Raw genomic sequence first — 18,310 nt, 5'->3', positions numbered from 1 at the left:
ACCTCTGAATAAAGAATAAACAAAGAATCTTAAAATCGGGTTGTATGGAAGGTTAAATTTTGTTTAAAAATAAAAAGAGTACGTTGATAAGATCAAACGCACTCACTATGGTTTCGATATGGTGATCGTTGTTCCTTCGTTCGAAGAATCAATAGTCCAAATCATTCCCATTTCCTTTGTCATAAGTTCAATGATCGATAATCCGATTCCAACTCCTGATTGCTCTGATTTATTTTTCATTCCAGGACCATGATCTTTAATAATGATCTTATCTTCTTCGCAAAGGATCCCAACATATTTGCCTGACTTTGCATGTCTTACGACGTTTTGAAATAAATTATCCAATATTCTTTCAAACCAATTTGGATCCATTCTCCAAGACAATGTTTTTTCAAATAACTGAATGTCTACTTCCAGCCCTTCTTTCTCAAAAATTGGATACCAGGCCGAAAGCGAAAGACGAATCGCTCGATTCACGTCAACCTCCTTTGGTTTATACGTGTACTTTCCTGAACTTAGTAAAGTATAGGATAGGAGATTTTCAATTAAGGTATGTATATGATCAATTTTCTTATCAATAATCGTAATTGATTCTTGTCCTTCTGGAGAGATATCCTCATTTTTTAGCGAATATGCATGGGCACGAATTGTTGCTAATGGAGTACGAAGATCGTGGGATAAATTCGCAATCAGCTCTTTTCGAAGCTTTTCTTCTTCTTGTTCACGCAATCTTCCAGCCTCTAAGCGTTCAATCATTTTATTAAATGAATCCTCTAATTGCCCTAATTCATCCATTTCTCCAACTGTTACTTTACTAGGAATATTCTGATTTTCTACATCCATAGTTGACTGAAGTCTCACAATTCTTTTTTGAATGGTTCGAAAAAACAACCAAAACAGAATGATAAATAGTAACAATAAAAGTCCTACAACGACTGCATAGATGATTTCGAAGTAATTCTCCAATTGCTGGATAGGGTAATCCATATACTTTCGATCAATTTGGAGCACAATAAAACCATTCTTTTCTTCACCAATAAAAGAAACAACAGTGAACAGATCGCCTCCATAGCTTTCTTTCATAAATGACACAATATCACTTGCATTCCAAACTTCAGGAACTGTGACCTCTTCATTCGAAGCAAATCGAGTTTTTCCAGTGTTATCCACCCAAAAAACAGTGGAGTGTTCAAGTTCATTCACTGTTTCTTTTAAACTATCAATAATTTCTGAATCAGTTCGATTTTGTAAATTCATAGCTTTTTCATGCCATTCTGATTCTATTTCTTCACTTTGATAAACTTCCATTTTATTGTAATTCACTAATAATGCCGGTAAATAAACTACAAATGATGCAAGAGGAAAGGCAATTGGCAAAATAAACATAGCACTAATAATTAATACTAAATATTTTGTTTGCAAACTACGACTTAGTTTCTTCATTGCTTTAACCTATAGCCAATTCCTCGAATTGTTTCAATAATAGTAGGTTTAGCAGGATCTTTTTCTATTTTTTCTCTTAAATAACGAATATGGACCATAAGCGTTTTGTCCCCTTCAAAAAAGACTTCCCCCCAATTTGATTCATAGATTTGTTCTTTTGTCATAATTTGCCCGGCATGTTTTAATAGGTAGTTAAAAATTTGTAGCTGCTTTGATGTTAAAATTATTTCTTCCTGAAGTTCATCATCAAATAGCTGAAATTGCTTAGGATAATATCGCAAATGCTGTACTTCTATCACAGCTGGCATAATTTTATCAAAGCGACGTAACAGTACACTAATTCTTGCAGCAAGCTCATCTGGATGAAACGGTTTTGTAATATAATCATCAGCAAATTGCAATCCTTCTAGCTTATCATCCACTTGTGAACGCGCTGATAGCATGATGATTGGTAGCTTAGGTGAAGCCTTTTTTAATCTCTTACCAATAGAAAAGCCATCTAAGCCAGGTAGCATAACATCAAGGATAGCAAGATCTGAGTCCTCAGCTCGCTCTAGAGCACCTTCTCCACTTTTTAACCAAGTCACTTGATAGCCTCTTTTTGTTAAATCCTGATAAACCCACGCTCCTAGCTCTTCCTCGTCTTCGACATATAAAATATTCATAACTTCCCCTGCTTTCACTCTTACATTTAAGAAATCCCATCTTAAGGTCTCCTTTTAGGATGGGATCTTTCATTAACTGCAACTTATTTATCTTCTCGTAATAAATATTCATTGTCATCTTGATCATAAAAACTAAACATTGTGCCGAACGGCATTCTTAACATGTCACCAACCTTGACTCCACTTTGCTTCATTTCTTCATAAGCCGATTCAATATCTGCTGTGCTAAAAAGAATCGATGGATGAGCAACTTTTGAAGGTTGCTGCTGCTCCATAGCTGACTTTGAATAAAGAACCAATGTGGTATATTCATCATCACTAGGCCCAACCTCGATCCACTTAGCGCTGGGTCCCATTGGTTGTTCCAACTTTAAGATAAACCCGAGTTTATTTACCCAGAATTCTTTTGCTTGTTCTTGATCTTGTACATAAACCGTTACTTTTCCAACATTATTTATCATTACGTCTTTCTCCTTTTTATTCATTGCTAAGACTGCCTCAAAATAAAGCATCCTACAAATTCACTCAATTTTTAGAATATACCAACTAACAACCTTACCATAAACCTTTTAACTCGGTCCATGTGATCAACATGGATTAATCTGCTCATACCCCTCCCTTAATAGTTTGTCCTTTCTTAGTTCATTATGTAACTTCTACACTAGTTTTGATACCCCTTGTTTTACTCTGTATTTGGCAAGACAACTTTACATTTAAAACGGAAAAAATCTCCTTATTAGGAGATTTTTTTCATAAATAATAAACTCACTATCCCCATTAATAGGTTAATTCCTTTGATTGTACAACCTCCTGGTGTTGTTCTTTAATAAGATATCCACCAAATAAACCTATTAATGAAAAAACCACGGGAATCATAAATCCATAGAAATAACCGATATTACTTTCAGAGACTTGAAAAAAGTCTAATACTTTACCAAAGATACTTGGTAACAAAACCGCACTTAAAAAACCACCCATATTGGCAAAGCCCGTTGCTACCCCTACTTCTTTAGGATCAAAAGATTGGCGAACGATGGCAAAGGTTAAGGTACTTGCACCGTTTCCATAACCAATCATAAAAAACAGGAGAACAATCATAAAAAATGGCGGTTTTCCACTAAATAAGAGAAATGACGACCAGCTAAGAAAGATCATGATATGAACAATTAAATAAGGTTTTTTAATAGAGTGAATTCTACTTGAAATCCAGGTTGTTAAAGGTGCACCAATAATTGCTCCAATAAGACCATACATGATTAATTGACTCGCACTAGAAAGCGACATATCAAATACGTTCATCCCATATGGTACGGCCCAGGAGCCAATAAAGCCCACATATGTACCAACAGCTCCAAAGTGACAGAAAAAAGCCGCCCATGCTTGACGAGTTGAAAAAATACGCTTTAATATCACCATTGTTTTTTCAGGTTTGACACCTGTTTTCTTTGCAGAAGGTTGATTTGATTGATCATTTTTCATCGTTCTATTCGGACGATGAACCAAAACCATATAAAGAAGAAGTCCACTAAAACACAAAAGGATCCCCATTGATAAAAAGGAAGTTCTCCACCCTGTTAATCCTATAAATATCGAAAATGGTACGGATGCCAGAAAAAAGCCAAGACTTCCTGCCATACCAGCCATACCAATTAATTTAACAAACTCATTTCCTTTAAACCATTGACTTAAAATTAAAACTAAATTCACCCAAATAGCCGAATCACCAGTTCCAACAATTAACCTTGCCAAAAGAAGCACAATTTCATTGGGTGCAACACTATACAGCACAGTTCCAATTCCAGTTAAAAATGTTCCAACAATGAGGAAAAAATTAGGTCCAAACCGATCTGATAAAATTCCAATCGGAACCTGTAAACCTGCGTATGCGACAAACTGAATACTTGCAATCATGCCAATTGTTGCAGCTGTTACATGAAAATCCTTCATTAATTGATCTGTAATTAAGCCCGGTGCCGTTCTTTGACTAACTATAAGAAAATAGGTGAATAGGACGGAGGCAAAAACGACCCATCTGTACTTGCTGTTATGTTTGTTCATTTGTATTTGCTCCTAGTTCTTTCATTCTTTCATTATTATAATCTATCTTCCTAGAATATTCATGAGTTAAAAGACCATCCGAATCTAACTCACCCTCAACCGAATTGACTTTACTCGTGTTTTCTACTTTTACTAAGCGACAGAGCGCTTAAAATGATGAAGAACATAGCCAAGCCAACTCCAATAATCATAGAATAACGAAATACGTCTTTTAAAGCTAAGCCTGCAGCTATTGAAGCAATAAATAAAAAGAGAAAAAAAACAGTAGCTTTGCTTTTCATAATGATCACCTGTCCTTTACATAATTTTACCATAAAAACTTCATTCCTGCGGTTTTCAGGTTTCAACGTATATAAATGGAACAATACGCAAATTTTATAAATACGATTTTATCGGAAGGAGCGTTTAGTATGAATGTTTTAAATTATAATGATCAAATTCAATTGATTGCCCATTGGTTGAAAACAAGTAAAGTGGAAGTGATTGAAGGTTCGGTAAACAAAGAAATCATTCGGTATAATTTAAGAATGGAATTTGATATTCAAGATGAAGAAGTGGTTGATGATGTATATGATTCGATTACTCAATAATTTATTGATTAAAAGGTGTAAGTTTGTATACTTACACCTCAATTACAATTAATTTATATAACGATCAACAAATTGCCACACAGTACCCCAATAAGCCTTAGGGTCCACTTTCTCCGCATCTCCATGATTAGCGCCTGAGATAACCAGCTTTTCCTTCTCCACATTTGCTGCCTTATAGACTTTATCCAGCATTTCGAACGGGACAAACGTATCAGCATCACCATGAATAAATAACATTGGTGTTACACTTTTGGAAACTTGCTCTAGAGCAGATGCATCATATAAATCATATCCGGCGCGAAACTTCGTTACCGTATTCGCTGCATTCATGACAGGAAATTCAGGTAAACCGAAAAGATCGTCTAGCTGATACACAAACACATCACTTACAGACGAGTAACCACAATCTTCTACAATTACTTTCACGTTTGATGGTAACTCTTCCCCAGATGTCATCATGACTGTTGCTCCACCCATTGATACACCGAATAAAACAATTTCTGCATCCTGATCCTTTTTAACAATTTGATCAATCCACAGTAACATATCTTTACGATCGTGCCAGCCCATGCCAATATAATCCCCTTCACTCTCTCCATGTCCGCGAAGGTCCGGTGCAAGCACATTGTAGCCTTTTTCATAAAAATTCCGAACATATCTCGTCATTGATTTTGCCTTACCATTATAACCATGAACAACAATTGCCCACTTGTGATCAGCTTGTTCATTTTCATAAACAAACGCATTTAACTTTAATTGTTCTTTATCAGTCGAAATAACGCTAAGCTCCGTAGGACTATATTTTTGCTCAAAATCATCATCAGCAAGCTCTGCTTCCTCTGCGACAGATGCAACAACTGCATCGCTTTGCTGTAAGTTTGGGTTATCTTCTAAAAATTCTTTCTCTCGATCAACATTTAAAGCAAAATTGTAAAAATAGTTTCCTACAAAAAAATAGGCAGCTACTAGTAAAATTGCACAAATTGAGCCAGTAATGATTCGTTTCTTTTTCATTTTCTTTTCTCCATCCAATTAACTATTTGTTTTATGTAAACAAAAAACCCCGACTTCTATTATACCAAGAACGGGGATTATTCTGTGAAGATATGATCCTATTTAACTAATAAACATGATAATACCCAGTCCAAGTATGGCCATAACAGTAAGATGAACTCCATTTGCACGAATTCCTGCTTCAAATCCTGATATACCAACAAGTCTGCAGACCATTAAGTTTAAACCCGAGAATGGACTTAATGCAGTTGAAATGGACCAGCAAAGTAAGAGCAACATAGCTAGTGACAGTGAACTAATTCCAAGCTGATCTGCATTAAGTTGCATCGCAAGTGCGGCAATCACGGCAATTTGGTGAATACCAATATACGTAATCATAACAACAAGTATAATTACGCATAAGGCAAATAATAAAAATGATTGATTCGCGACAACTGTTAACAGGTTACTTACCGAATTAGCTAGATTTGTTCCTTGTATGGCATGTGCTAATAATCCTGCAGAGCTAAATAACATGATTTCATTATTCATCATCGGTACGGAATGGTCTCGATAATCTTTTAACAAAGGAAGCAATTTTGACCAGCTTTTTGTGGTAACCGCCCATAATAAGGGTAGTATGCAGGATATGATACAAACAATCACAATCATTGACCATTTTGTTACATACTCAATAGCTAAGGAAAATGACATAAGTAATGAAACAAACAGGGCTAATAAAACTAACTGTTTTCTTGACTTTTCCGTCAATGGAAGTTCAGGAGCTGTTCCATGTCGAATTGGATGTTTTTTCTCCCATAAAGCAAATAACATGTTTCCGATTATTAGTGATAAAACTGATAATCCAATTCCGTATAAAATATATTTTCCAACAGACATATCCAAATAATAAAGAACTAAGGAAACAGATGCGAAGTAGGGAGACCATAGGATAGCTGAAGAGAACCCGATAAGATAGCTTTTGGCAGACATAGCTGAAGGAAGTTTTAAATCTGAAAGAAATTCACTAATTAAACGAACGGAGCCTAAGCTTAAAATAGGGCTTAAGATAAACAAAGAAGTGGTAATCCCTGCGAAAAGTCGTTTGGGGTGGTGTAATAAATTTCGCAACAGTAAATCTATGGCTTCAAAATACCCCCCTAATTTAAGAGGGATTGAGAGCAGTGGCGCAAGTGTTACTAAACAAAGTAAAGGTAGTATAAGTAACATGCCTTCACTTATTCCATTAATTCCTGCACCTTTATAGAATTCTAATATCATACCCGTTCCCATCATGATCGACCCAATAATTCGCGGAAAACCTTTTGCTTCTTTCACACTTGCAAAAAAAGCCGCTAATACTAATATGACAACAACATACCCTAACCATGTTTGTTGAACAAAGTATTGAATTAAAAACAGAAAACACATGATTAATATAAGATAACTCCGCAAGTGCTTTCATCCCCTTATGAACTTTATAAAATCTGTGACAAAAAGAGTAAGGCACCCTATAAAGGTATGCCTAAAAACCGTACATATTTATGTTACAGGAGCAGGATTAAATAATGCTAAATTATTGTACAACCCCCACTTGTCAGCCCATGTTTGCTTTCGTCCACTTGCAACATCTAAAATAAAATGAAAAAGTTCCCAACCAACTTCTTCAATAGATGCTTCACCTGTTGCAATTTGACCAGCATTCACATCAATTAAATCCTTCCACTGTTCTTGTAATGAATTCCGCGTTGATACTTTAATAACTGGAGCCATTGCTAAACCATATGGAGTACCGCGACCTGTTGTGAAAATCTGAAGATGCATTCCAGAAGCTAATTGTAGTGTACCACATACAAAATCACTTGCTGGAGTTGCCGCAAAAAGTAATCCTTTTTGCTTTGCTTTTTCTCCTGGCGGCACAACACCATTGATCGCAGAGGTACCGGATTTCACAATGGATCCTAATGATTTTTCAACCACATTGGACAATCCACCCTTTTTATTGCCTGGTGAAGGATTTGCGCTTCGGTCCGCTTCTCCTCGCTGTAAATAGTCATCATACCACTTCATTTCATGAATTAGTTCACGGCCAACTTCTGCATTCAAGGCTCTTGGAGTTAATAAATGTACAGCATCGCGTACTTCTGTAACTTCCGAAAACATAACCGTTGCCCCTGCTCTAACTAGTAAATCAGCAGCATACCCTACAGCTGGATTTGCTGTAACACCAGAAAACGCATCACTACCACCACATTGTAAACCTACAACTAGGTCAGAAACGGGACAAATGACTCTTTCACGCTCATTTAATGTTTTCAAGCGCTCCTCTGCCATATTCATGATCATTTCAATCATATTGATAAAACCATTTTGATCTTGTAATGAAAGAATTTTTTCATGATCTCCATCAGGCACTAATCGACCTGGTGCTAACTTTTCACAGCCTAAGCCAACCACCATCACTTCTCCGCCAAGGTTTGGGTGTGTGGCAATATTTTGAATCGTCCGAATCGGAATAGCTGCTTCAGGAGCATTAATTGCAACTCCACATCCATATGTATGATTAATTGCGACAACATCATGAACATTAGGATAGTTTGGAAGTATTTCCTTTTTGATTCTGTTTACTGCATAATCAAGCACGCCTGCAACACATTGAACACTTGTTGTGATACCTAGTATATTTTTAATACCAGCGGTGCCATCAGGATTGCGATATCCTAAAAACGTATATCCCTCTAAAGGTGGCTGTGGATCTGGTATCTTTGTTGCTAACGGTAATGCATCTAACTCTGGAGGGGTTGGCATCTGAATGAAAGATTCTTTCACCCAGCTGCCTTTTTTCATTGTTGATTGGGCATATCCGATGACTTCTCCATACCGAATAATCGCATCGCCAGCCTCTAAATCAGATAATGTTACTTTATGACCTTGGGGTACATAATCAACCAAGGTTAGACCACACGGAAAGGAAGTTCCTTCCGGCAGCCCTTTTGAATTAACGATAATCGCTACATTATCTTTTGAATTTACTTTTATAAAGAGTGGAATTTCGTTTGTTTTTTTAAAAGACATTGGAAGCGTCTCCTTTATTAAAAACTACTATACTCCTGCATATCTCCCTTTTTTACTTTACAAAAACTGTTTTAATAGAAGTGAAGAATTCTTTAGCTGCTTCACCTTGTTCACGAGAATGTGAGCTTGACTGTTTCATTCCACCAAATGGTGCTTGCAGCTCAACTCCAGCACTTTCAGCATTAATACGAACAAGTCCAGCTTCCATATCTTCTATAAATGAAAGCATGTTTGAAATATTTGTTGTGAAGATAGAAGCACTTAATCCATATTGAACATCATTTGCAAGTGCTAGTGCATCTTCCATTGAGTTAACTTGGATAAGAGCAATAACTGGTCCGAAAATTTCTTCTTGAGCAATTGTCATATCTGAAGTTACGTTATCAAAAATAGTTGGTTCAACATAAAAGCCTTTATCATATTCAACCCCTGTTAAACGGTTTCCACCTACAAGCAGTCGAGCACCTTCTTCTTTTCCTTTTTCAATGTAAGAAAGCACAGTGTTTAGTTGTCCTTCACTTGCAGATGGTCCCATCCAAATGCCATCTTGCAAGCCATTTCCAACTGTAATTTCTTTCGTTTTTTCAACTAGTTTTTCTTTGAATGTTTCATAAACAGCAGCCTCAACAATAACTCTACTAGTTGCTGTACATTTTTGACCTGTTGAACGGAACGCTCCACTAATTGTTGCTTCAACAGCAAGATCTATATCTGCATCAGCAGCAACGATAACAGGGTTTTTCCCACCCATTTCAAGCTGATATTTTGCTCCACGACTTAATGCTGCTTGACCAATTCCTTTACCAACACCATTTGATCCTGTGAACGTAATACCACTCACATCTGGATTCTCAGTGATTGCAGGACCAATAACAGAGCCAGAGCCAGTAACGAAATTAACAACACCTGCAGGAAAGCCTGCTTCTTCAAAGCATTCAATTACTTTTGCTGCTGTAACAGCTGTTTCTTGAGCTGGTTTTAATACAACAGAGTTACCATAAATAAGAGCTGGAGCCATTTTCCAAATCGGAATTGCGACTGGGAAATTCCAAGGTGTAATCACACCAACAACTCCTAAAGGAACTCTGCTTGTGAACATTAATGCCTTGCTATCTGTTGATGGGATCACATCTCCGACTTTACGCATGCCTTCGCCAGCATAATAACGAAGAATTGCTACACCACGAGCTGTTTCACCTTTTGCTTCTGGAAGAGTTTTTCCCATTTCACGAGTCATCGTTTCAGCAACTTCATCTAAACGTTTTTCTAAAATATCAGCAGCTTTATATAAATAGGCACCTCGTTCACTTCCAGCTAATTTACGCCATGCTTTTTGTGCTTCCTTTGCTGCAGCAACAGCTTGATCTACTTCTTCTTTGGTAGACATTTGAACATAGCCAACAACATCATCATAGTTTGCAGGATTAATACTCTTTTGAACGTCACCACTTAAAGATTCAGTCCAAGCCCCGTTTATAAAGTTTTTGTATGTTTTGTTTTTTGTTTCTACAGCCATGTTACTTCCTCCTTTAATTTCTAAATTAATCTATAGAGCTACTTACTGCGTTGTTTTGAATGGGATATTTCTCTAAAGTGTTTTCTATAATTTTCTTTAGTTGTTGATAATGTTCTTCTTCAACTGGAACACAAGGTGGTCGAACGGTGTTTTTTACTTGAAAGCCCATGATTTCCATTCCAGCCTTAATTAATGACACCGCATAACCTTTTCGTTGTTTTCTAATGTGGTTAATCGGAAGAAGAACATCTCTATAAATCTCATTGGCTATATTGTCTTTCCCTTCCAATAATGCTTCAAAATACAACCTTGAGATATGTGGAAGATAGTTTGATATAGCAGAAGAATATGAGTTAAATCCAATTCCTTTGTAAGCTGGCATCGTGATTTCTGCAAATGGCATGCCGTTTAACCATTCCACTCGATTGCCAATGGTTTGTGTTAACTCAAGGTTTAATTCCATATTTCCTTGACCATCTTTTATGCCTACAATCTGAGGAAATTCTTCTAATAACCGTTGCAATATCGGTAATTGCAAGACCGCATTATCTCTCTGATAAAGAATGGCATTTAATTGGCTGCTACTAAGAATCTTTTTGTAATAGTTGTATAATCCTTCTTGTTCCCCTTCAATTAGGTATGGAGGAAGAATTAAATACCCATCTACTCCTAAATCTTCTGACAGTGTTACTAACTCAACCGCCTCCGAAATGGATCCACCGACTCCTGAATAAACAGGAACCTTTTGATTTGTAACAGCCACAGCGACCTCAATCATTGTTTGGTACTCAGCTTTATTTAGTGCATGAAATTCACCTGAACCACACGCAATAAAGATAGATGAGAGCCCTGAATCAATTAAAAACTGAATATTTGCTGCTAACGCCTGTTCATCGATGTTACCGTTTTCGTTATATGGTGCGGTTGGAAATCCTAAAATTCCCGTTGGTGCCTTCCTATTTTCAGTCATATTACCAATCCCTTCCATCACCTTTGACTTATTATCTATTTGTCTTACAATTAATTTAAATTGTAAGACAAATAGGATTTGTTGTCAACTTAAAAAATGTGTATTCTTTCCAGTTTTTTATACTTGTGTTGAGTTACTACTCTTTATTTATCTCAATATATTTCTCTTCTGTTTTCTTCATATAATCAAATGCTTCTTCAGAATTCATATAAGTTGGTGTTACTAAGAATTTTTCTGCTTCTTTTACATATTCCTCGTCATTTACTACATTCTCAACAGCTTTTGAGAACGCGTCAACAATCTCATCGGGAGTGTCTGGATTAAAACCAAAGAAGAAGAATTTTTCAAACTCACTGTTTACACCTTGTTCAACAAATGTTGGAACATCAGACATAAGATCAACTCGGTCAGTTGCCATTATCCCAAGTGTTCTCATATCACCAGACTCAACATAGTCCTTAACTAATCCTAGTGATGTTGGAACGATATCAACATGGCCTCCAAGTAAAGCTGTTACTTTTTCAGCTGCTCCTCCAACATCTACAATGTTTAGTTCAATGCCTTGATCTTTTTGTAATGCTAGTAGCTGTAAGTGTGTAAAGCCCCCAACCTCTGTTGCAATCGATACTTCACCTGGATTTTCACGAGCATATTCAACCATATCTTGAAGATTTTCAAATTTAGAATCTCCACTAACCATAAAAGTGTTTCCTTGATCTAAAACAGCAATCCCTGCTAATTTAAAAGAATCATAACTATCTTGTGTAAGCCCCATAATTCTATTTAACAATAATGAGTTATGGAAAAATAATGCTGTATACCCATCAGGATCGGCATCTAATACTTCTTTTGCCCCTACTGTACCGCCTGCACCAGTTACGTTCGAAATTACGACCGGTTGACCTAATTCCTTTTCTAAATATTTTCCTAGTAATCTCGCATTTGCATCTGTATCTCCACCTGCGCCTGCTGGTACAACAACTGTAATTGGTTTTGATGGATAATCACTGGAATTACCGTTTTCTTGACTGCTTTCCCCTTCGTTGGTCGTAGATTGTGAACAACCAGCAAAAATACCTGCGACTAAAATAAGCATCAGAAACATTAACATACCCTTAAACGATTTTTTCATAATCAACCTCCTAAAAATTTTTATATCTATAGGATTTTCCTATAAAACAAAGTTAAGAGTGATAACTTAAGCTCCAATAGAATTTGAATCGATCTTTTTCTTTTTCTTAACATTACTTCTAATTTTGAATAGAACGGAAAGTAATGCTAGTGCTAAGAATGTTGCAGCAATTGGTTCGGTGATAAATGGTGTAAAATCACCTTTAGAATACATAAGCCCTCTTCGTAAATTGGTTTCAGCAAGTGGTCCTAAAATAAACCCTAGAATTACTGGTGTAACTGGAAAATTAAATTTCAACATCGCATAACCAAGAATCCCAAAAAATAATAGTGCGCCCGCATCAAATAAACGATTATTTACTCCGATTGCCCCAACAACACAGAGCACTAGAATAATAGGTAAAAGGATATATTGCGGAATGCTTAATACCTTTGTAAAAAGTCTCATTCCCCAGAAAAGCAGGGCAATCATAAAGAAGTTTGCAATAATTAACGCAGCAAAAATACTGTAAACAACATCCCCATTGTTCTCGATAAGAAGTGGTCCAGGACTAAGTCCGTGTAGAATTAATCCCCCCAAAAGTAAGGCAGTAACTGTATCTCCCGGAATCCCCAAAGAAATTAACGGTACAAGCGCACCACCTACAGCTGCGTTGTTTGAAGTTTCAGAGGCAACAATTCCATCAGGAATACCTTTTCCAAATTCCTCTGGTTTTTTTGATTGATTTTTCGCCGCAACATACGCGATAATATTGGCTGTTCCTCCTCCAATTCCAGGAAGGATACCAATTCCAATTCCAATTAGTGCTGAACGTAACCCATTCCATCCTTGTTTAAAAAAATCACGGATTGAAAAGCCAAACCCTTTCAATTTGTACTGAACTTTTTGGCCCTTTCCAAGTTTGGTTTCAGAGGATTTAATAATCTCCGATACAGCAAAAAGACCGATGAGTACTGGTAAAAGCTGAAAACCTGCATCAAGTTCTTTAAACCCAAACGTAAATCTTGGAAATGCATCAATTGGAGCCGATCCAACCATTGCTAATGAAATACCTAGCAATCCACTTAATAATCCTTTAATTATGGAATCGCCAGACAAGCTGGAGATCATTGTTAACGCAAAGATTGTAATTGCAAAATACTCAAACGGTCCAAATTTGAGAGCCATTTTTGCGAGTGGAGGTGAAAGCAGCATGAGTACAAAGATACTAAGTAAGCCTCCTAGGAAAGAAAAAAGAATGGCATATCCAAATGCAGGACCGGCCTGCCCTTTTTGAGCCATAGGATACCCATCAAACGTTGTTGCGATAGATGATGGTGTTCCCGGAAGATTTAATAAAATTGCTGGAATCAAGCCGCCTGATACTCCTCCAATGTATAATCCCATTAGTAGTGACATTGCAACAATTGGTTCCATCCCAAAAGTAATTGGTAAAGTAATCGCAATCGCCATAGTGGCAGTTAAACCGGGAATTGAACCAAAAATTAACCCTAGTGCAACACCCCCAAAAATATAAGCAATTGTTGAGATTGTAAAAACGGAGGAAAATCCGTCAACAAATAAATCAAACATATTGTTCCCCCCTTATCCTAAAATTCCAGCAGGAAGCATTAAATAGAAAACTGATTTAAATAAGTAATAGACAGTTACTGATGTAACAACTGATATGATAACGAACAAAGGGATTTTTCGTTCCGCTTTAGCTGCCAGTAAATACATTTGGAAAAACAGATAAACGGACGTTGTAATAAGAAACCCAATCGTTGGCATGAGAACCACATAAAGTACTAATAATCCGACTGTTAAGAGCACAGATAATGGACTGATTTTCTTCTTCTCCTCTGTACTGCTTTCTTTTTCAGATGTTTTAGTGTCTGCAAGATTGTTCATCTGTTTTTGTTTTTTTATCGAAGTAATCAAATAAAAAATACCTAGAATAAAAATTCCAACTGCTACCAATTTTGGTGCAAAGTCTGCTCCAAGCCTAGATACAGTAAGTTTAATAATGCTGTTTGAAGCAAAAAACATGGTAATCGAAAAAAAGATAAAGAAAACGCTTGCAAATATATCCTTATTGATTCTTGCCATAGTTTCCGTCCCTCCTATCATCTTCCCTCGAATTCAACCAAAGCTGCTAGCAAGGCCTTAATATATCCAACCGAATAGGCAAAACCAACACTACCATAACTCCATCCAATATTTGAATGTGCCCAATTCCCATCAAGATCAGGGTGATCTCCTTCCATCATTGGTACATGGTCAGGATTCAAGCAGCCATTGTATCCAACCTTCCTCAGCTCTAGTAAAATCTTAAACATATTCATATCTCCATCATCTAGTAATGCCTCTTCAAAAGCTCCTGCTGTTGGTAAACTTCCTCTTACATTTCTAAAATGCACAAGAAAAATTCGGTCTTTTCTGCCGTAATGATTAATTTCATTCAATACCAGCGGACTTCCACCTTCTTCTGCCCGAGTTCCAACACAATAGATATAGCCAACATTTTTACTTGGAAATTCATCCATAATCCGACGATATCCCAGCCCCCCAAAAGGTGTGTCATGATTTGGTGAATCTGAAGGATGCATCCCTAAATTCACATCATAATCTTCACATATAGGAACAAGCGTTGAATAGGCGTCACGAAAGCGACTCCACCATTGTTCATGTTCTTCAAGAGTAGGAGTTTCATAAGGTTCTTTGTTAAAACCTAAGCTTTCACCACGAGCAATTGCTCCTCCTCTTTGTCTTGCTTGATAACTTTTTGTCATGTAATTAAAGGTATCTCCAGCAAAACGCTGTCTAACAATTTTAATGCCAGCTTCTCCAAATACCTTTACAGCATTCACTGAGTTTTCTAGCTCTTGTTCGCACCCCTCTTCATTGTTCATGAATTTGCTAGATAGATTAGGTAAAGTGACACGGTTGATATCAAGTCCATATGACCTGATTTTACGTTTCATTTTTAACAACTCATCTAAATCCGGAAAGCCTTGCTCTTTTACACCTGGAAATGAAGATCCTGTTCCAAAATCAATACAATCTACCCCTAATTGACACATTTGCCTAAGCTCAGCATCAGTTAAATCAAACTTAGTCGTCGTTACTGATACTTTCATCATTTCTTACCTACCCCCTATTTTTTATTTAAGCAGAAAGTATCCGCTTACATTTACATGTGTTAAATATGAGAATTCATAGTATATTACATTTCAATTGTAAGACAATAATAATGTATAGTCAATCCAAAAATCATAAAATACAAATTTATTAGAAAACTTTCTTTCTATTAGATTCCTTTGATCATTGTTTCTGCTCTAGGCAAAAATACTATTCTGTCACTTTACTATTGAAAATGATTTTAATTCGTATGAAATAAAAGGTAATTTAACTTTCATTAAGAGGATTTTAGTAGATGGAGATAATCGTTTTTTCAAGCAGCGCAGTCACTTCCGAACAAGTATAGGCATCAAGCCTTGAGGTAAAAGGTAACTTCTATCTGTTCATAAAAAATAGGCTGCTTAGATTATTTCTCCTAAGCTGCCTATTTTCACTTCTATATATAACTCCGATCAAACTATTCAGGGTTATCTTGTTATTTCTTCAAATTTTTCAATGCCTTCTGCCTTACAAAATCAAGATGTCGATACATACTCGCGTAAGCCTCGATTGGATCTCGCTTTTCGAGTGCATTATAAATATCAAGATGATATTCAATCGTTTGCTCTAGATTTCTGTCTTCTAATGGAATTTGCTCTAGTACTTTATGGTGAAAACTTTGCAATGGATCAATAATCGCTTCAAAAAGTGGGATTTTTGCTGAAAGAGCAATTACTTTGTGAAATTCTTTATCGATTTCGGATGAGTCCTCTGTTGGGAGTGCTTTCATTTCCTCGATCAATTCTCTTAACTTTTTTAAATCTTCATCTGTTATTTTCTCTGCTGCTAATGTAATTAACCCAAGCTCTAAGGCTACACGAGAATCAATAATAGAGCTTAGGTCTGTCGCAGAAAGAGCGAGCATCATTGAAAAAGGCTTGCTTCCGATCTTGTCGGAAAAAAATGTACCATTTCTCGTTTTTCGATTCACAATACCTAATACTTCTAAAGAAGTCATCGCTTCCCTTATAACAGGTCTACTCACATTACAAATTTCCATTAATTCTAATTCAGACGGAATACGGTCGCCTGGTTTAAGTTGGCCTGTCGTAAGTAAAGAGATAATTTCATCTATCACCTGATTAGAAAGTGTTTTCCGACTAAGGGACTTTATATCCACACTTTTATTATCCATCTTCATTCCTCCTTTCTTTAAAATATTATTGTATGACAATTTTATTAAATCGTAATTCAATATAGAAAAGTTGTCAAGAAATAGAAATTATGAATTATTTTTTAATAAGTTTTTTCCTATATATTATATCAGGAAAGAATTATCGGACTCTAGTAAAAAAGCGTCACTCAATGAGTAACGCATTCAAATAATATTTTATCTTACTAAACAAGGATTTTTTGGGTCAAACTTCCAACCAGGAATTAAGTATTGCATGGCAATTGCATCATTACGTGCACCAAGGCCTTCTTTTTTATAAAGCTGATGAGCTTTTTCAATCTGATCCATATCAATTTCAACACCTAGGCCTGGTTTTGAAGGCACATCTACCATTCCTCCGACAATCTTAAACGGCTCCTTTGTTAGACGCTGGCCATCTTGCCAAATCCAGTGAGTATCAATTGCAGTAATTTTACCAGGAGCAGCTGCTGCAACATGGGTAAACATTGCCAAAGAAATATCAAAATGATTATTAGAGTGTGATCCCCATGTTAACCCCCAATCATGACACATTTGGGCAACACGAACAGAGCCTTGCATTGTCCAGAAATGAGGATCTGCTAAAGGAATATCAACTGATTGAAGCTGTATCGAGTGTCCCATTTGCCGCCAATCTGTAGCAATCATGTTTGTTGCAGTTGGCAGTCCTGTTGCACGTCTGAATTCAGCCATTACTTCACGTGCAGAATAACCGTTTTCTGCACCACATGGGTCCTCAGCATATGCTAAAACATGATGTTGATCACGACATAATCTTATCGCATCCGCTAAAAGCCAACCGCCATTCGGATCTAACGTAATACGTGAATCTGGAAAACGTTCTGCTAATGCTGTTACAGCTTCAATTTCTTCTTCTCCACGAAGAACGCCGCCTTTTAATTTAAAATCATAAAAACCATAACGAGCATGAGCTGCTTCTGCTAATTGAACAATCGCTTCTGGTGTTAACGCTTCTTCATGTCGTAAACGGAACCATTCATCCTCTGCGTCACGACCACTTACGTACGCAAGTTCAGTTTTGTTACGGTCACCAATATAGAATAGGTATCCAAGCATTTCTACTTTCTTTCTTTGTTGTCCTTCACCAAGCAGTGCTGCAACAGGAACACCTAAATATTGACCAACTAAATCAAGAAGTGCAGCCTCTAATGCGGTTACAGCATGTATCGTAATGCGAAGATCAAATGTTTGAAGACCACGTCCGGCTGAATCTCGATCTGCAAATTGTTTACGAACATTGTTTAAAATATTGTTATATGTTCCAATAGATTCTCCAAAAACTAATGATTTTGCATCTTCTAATGTTTGACGGATTTTTTCCCCGCCTGGTACTTCACCAACACCTGTGTTTCCATGGTTATCTTTTAAAATAACAATATTACGAGTAAAAAATGGAGCATGAGCACCACTTAAGTTTAAAAGCATACTGTCATGCCCTGCAACAGGAATAACAGTCATTTCTTTAATAACAGGTGCACTCGTTTTAATTGCATCTTGAACTAATTGATTTTCCATTTTTGTCTCCCCTATCTTAT

Annotated in this window: 17 protein-coding genes; 1 reads left to right on the top strand and 16 read right to left on the bottom strand. The window is 36.6% G+C overall.

Going from position 1 to position 18,310, the window contains the following annotated elements; genetic code table 11:
* Positions 1-105 precede the first annotated feature (105 nt).
* The 5 genes from ACEWK1_RS00540 to ACEWK1_RS00520 form a co-directional block, all read right to left on the bottom strand.
* Positions 106-1,443 carry a histidine kinase dimerization/phospho-acceptor domain-containing protein gene (locus tag ACEWK1_RS00540; RefSeq protein ID WP_416635285.1) on the bottom strand — a complete coding sequence of 446 codons (1,338 nt, stop codon included), beginning with the start codon at positions 1,441-1,443 and terminating at the stop codon, positions 106-108.
* Entirely contained in the window at positions 1,440-2,108 is a 669-nt protein-coding gene (locus ACEWK1_RS00535) for a response regulator transcription factor (protein WP_251403109.1), read from the bottom strand. Before ACEWK1_RS00535 ends, ACEWK1_RS00540 begins: the two co-directional genes overlap by 4 nt.
* Before the next feature lie 83 nt (positions 2,109-2,191).
* Positions 2,192-2,569, bottom strand: a complete 378-nt coding sequence (locus ACEWK1_RS00530) for a VOC family protein (protein WP_121661607.1) — start codon at positions 2,567-2,569, stop codon at positions 2,192-2,194.
* A gap of 316 nt (positions 2,570-2,885) precedes the next feature.
* On the bottom strand, positions 2,886-4,166 hold the full coding sequence (locus ACEWK1_RS00525) for an MFS transporter (RefSeq protein ID WP_121661606.1): 1,281 nt from the start codon (positions 4,164-4,166) through the stop codon (positions 2,886-2,888).
* A gap of 110 nt (positions 4,167-4,276) precedes the next feature.
* Positions 4,277-4,480 carry a hypothetical protein gene (locus ACEWK1_RS00520; RefSeq protein WP_121661605.1) on the bottom strand — a complete coding sequence of 68 codons (204 nt, stop codon included), beginning with the start codon at positions 4,478-4,480 and terminating at the stop codon, positions 4,277-4,279.
* Positions 4,481-4,576: 96 nt separating this feature from the next.
* Between ACEWK1_RS00520 and ACEWK1_RS00515 the strand changes: the two genes are divergently transcribed.
* Positions 4,577-4,756 (top strand): hypothetical protein, encoded by a 180-nt coding sequence (locus ACEWK1_RS00515; protein ID WP_121661604.1) that lies wholly within the window; start codon positions 4,577-4,579, stop codon positions 4,754-4,756.
* 48 nt (positions 4,757-4,804) lie between these two features.
* Here ACEWK1_RS00515 and ACEWK1_RS00510 read toward each other — a convergent pair whose 3' ends face one another.
* From ACEWK1_RS00510 to gudD, 11 genes are all read right to left on the bottom strand, one after another.
* The gene (locus ACEWK1_RS00510) at positions 4,805-5,770 is read right to left on the bottom strand and encodes an alpha/beta hydrolase (RefSeq protein ID WP_121661603.1); all 966 of its coding nucleotides are present in this window, start codon (positions 5,768-5,770) and stop codon (positions 4,805-4,807) included.
* A gap of 102 nt (positions 5,771-5,872) precedes the next feature.
* On the bottom strand, positions 5,873-7,204 hold the full coding sequence (locus ACEWK1_RS00505; protein WP_162987309.1) for a TRAP transporter large permease subunit: 1,332 nt from the start codon (positions 7,202-7,204) through the stop codon (positions 5,873-5,875).
* 87 nt (positions 7,205-7,291) lie between these two features.
* Positions 7,292-8,824 carry a galactarate dehydratase gene (gene garD / locus ACEWK1_RS00500; protein WP_121661601.1) on the bottom strand — a complete coding sequence of 511 codons (1,533 nt, stop codon included), beginning with the start codon at positions 8,822-8,824 and terminating at the stop codon, positions 7,292-7,294.
* Between the two features lie 52 nt (positions 8,825-8,876).
* Positions 8,877-10,340 carry an alpha-ketoglutaric semialdehyde dehydrogenase GucD gene (gucD, locus tag ACEWK1_RS00495; protein WP_121661600.1) on the bottom strand — a complete coding sequence of 488 codons (1,464 nt, stop codon included), beginning with the start codon at positions 10,338-10,340 and terminating at the stop codon, positions 8,877-8,879.
* Between the two features lie 25 nt (positions 10,341-10,365).
* Entirely contained in the window at positions 10,366-11,310 is a 945-nt protein-coding gene (gene kdgD / locus ACEWK1_RS00490; protein ID WP_121661599.1) for a 5-dehydro-4-deoxyglucarate dehydratase, read from the bottom strand.
* A gap of 136 nt (positions 11,311-11,446) precedes the next feature.
* Positions 11,447-12,442 (bottom strand): tripartite tricarboxylate transporter substrate binding protein, encoded by a 996-nt coding sequence (locus ACEWK1_RS00485; RefSeq protein WP_121661598.1) that lies wholly within the window; start codon positions 12,440-12,442, stop codon positions 11,447-11,449.
* Between the two features lie 66 nt (positions 12,443-12,508).
* A complete protein-coding gene (locus tag ACEWK1_RS00480) occupies positions 12,509-14,014 on the bottom strand; it encodes a tripartite tricarboxylate transporter permease (protein ID WP_121661597.1) in 1,506 nt (501 codons plus the stop codon).
* A gap of 12 nt (positions 14,015-14,026) precedes the next feature.
* Positions 14,027-14,530, bottom strand: a complete 504-nt coding sequence (locus ACEWK1_RS00475; RefSeq protein WP_162987308.1) for a tripartite tricarboxylate transporter TctB family protein — start codon at positions 14,528-14,530, stop codon at positions 14,027-14,029.
* Positions 14,531-14,547: 17 nt separating this feature from the next.
* Entirely contained in the window at positions 14,548-15,564 is a 1,017-nt protein-coding gene (locus tag ACEWK1_RS00470) for a mannonate dehydratase (RefSeq protein ID WP_121661595.1), read from the bottom strand.
* Between the two features lie 473 nt (positions 15,565-16,037).
* On the bottom strand, positions 16,038-16,742 hold the full coding sequence (locus tag ACEWK1_RS00465) for a FadR/GntR family transcriptional regulator (protein WP_121661594.1): 705 nt from the start codon (positions 16,740-16,742) through the stop codon (positions 16,038-16,040).
* A 189-nt stretch (positions 16,743-16,931) separates the two neighbouring features.
* Entirely contained in the window at positions 16,932-18,290 is a 1,359-nt protein-coding gene (gudD, locus tag ACEWK1_RS00460) for a glucarate dehydratase (RefSeq protein ID WP_121661593.1), read from the bottom strand.
* Positions 18,291-18,310 lie beyond the last annotated feature (20 nt).

It is taken from the genome of Metabacillus sp. YM-086, assembly GCF_048059995.1.
GTDB lineage: Bacteria > Bacillota > Bacilli > Bacillales > Bacillaceae > Metabacillus > Metabacillus litoralis_B.
Note: the sequence above shows the minus strand (reverse complement) of the source record. Positions and strands in the feature narration are given on the sequence as shown.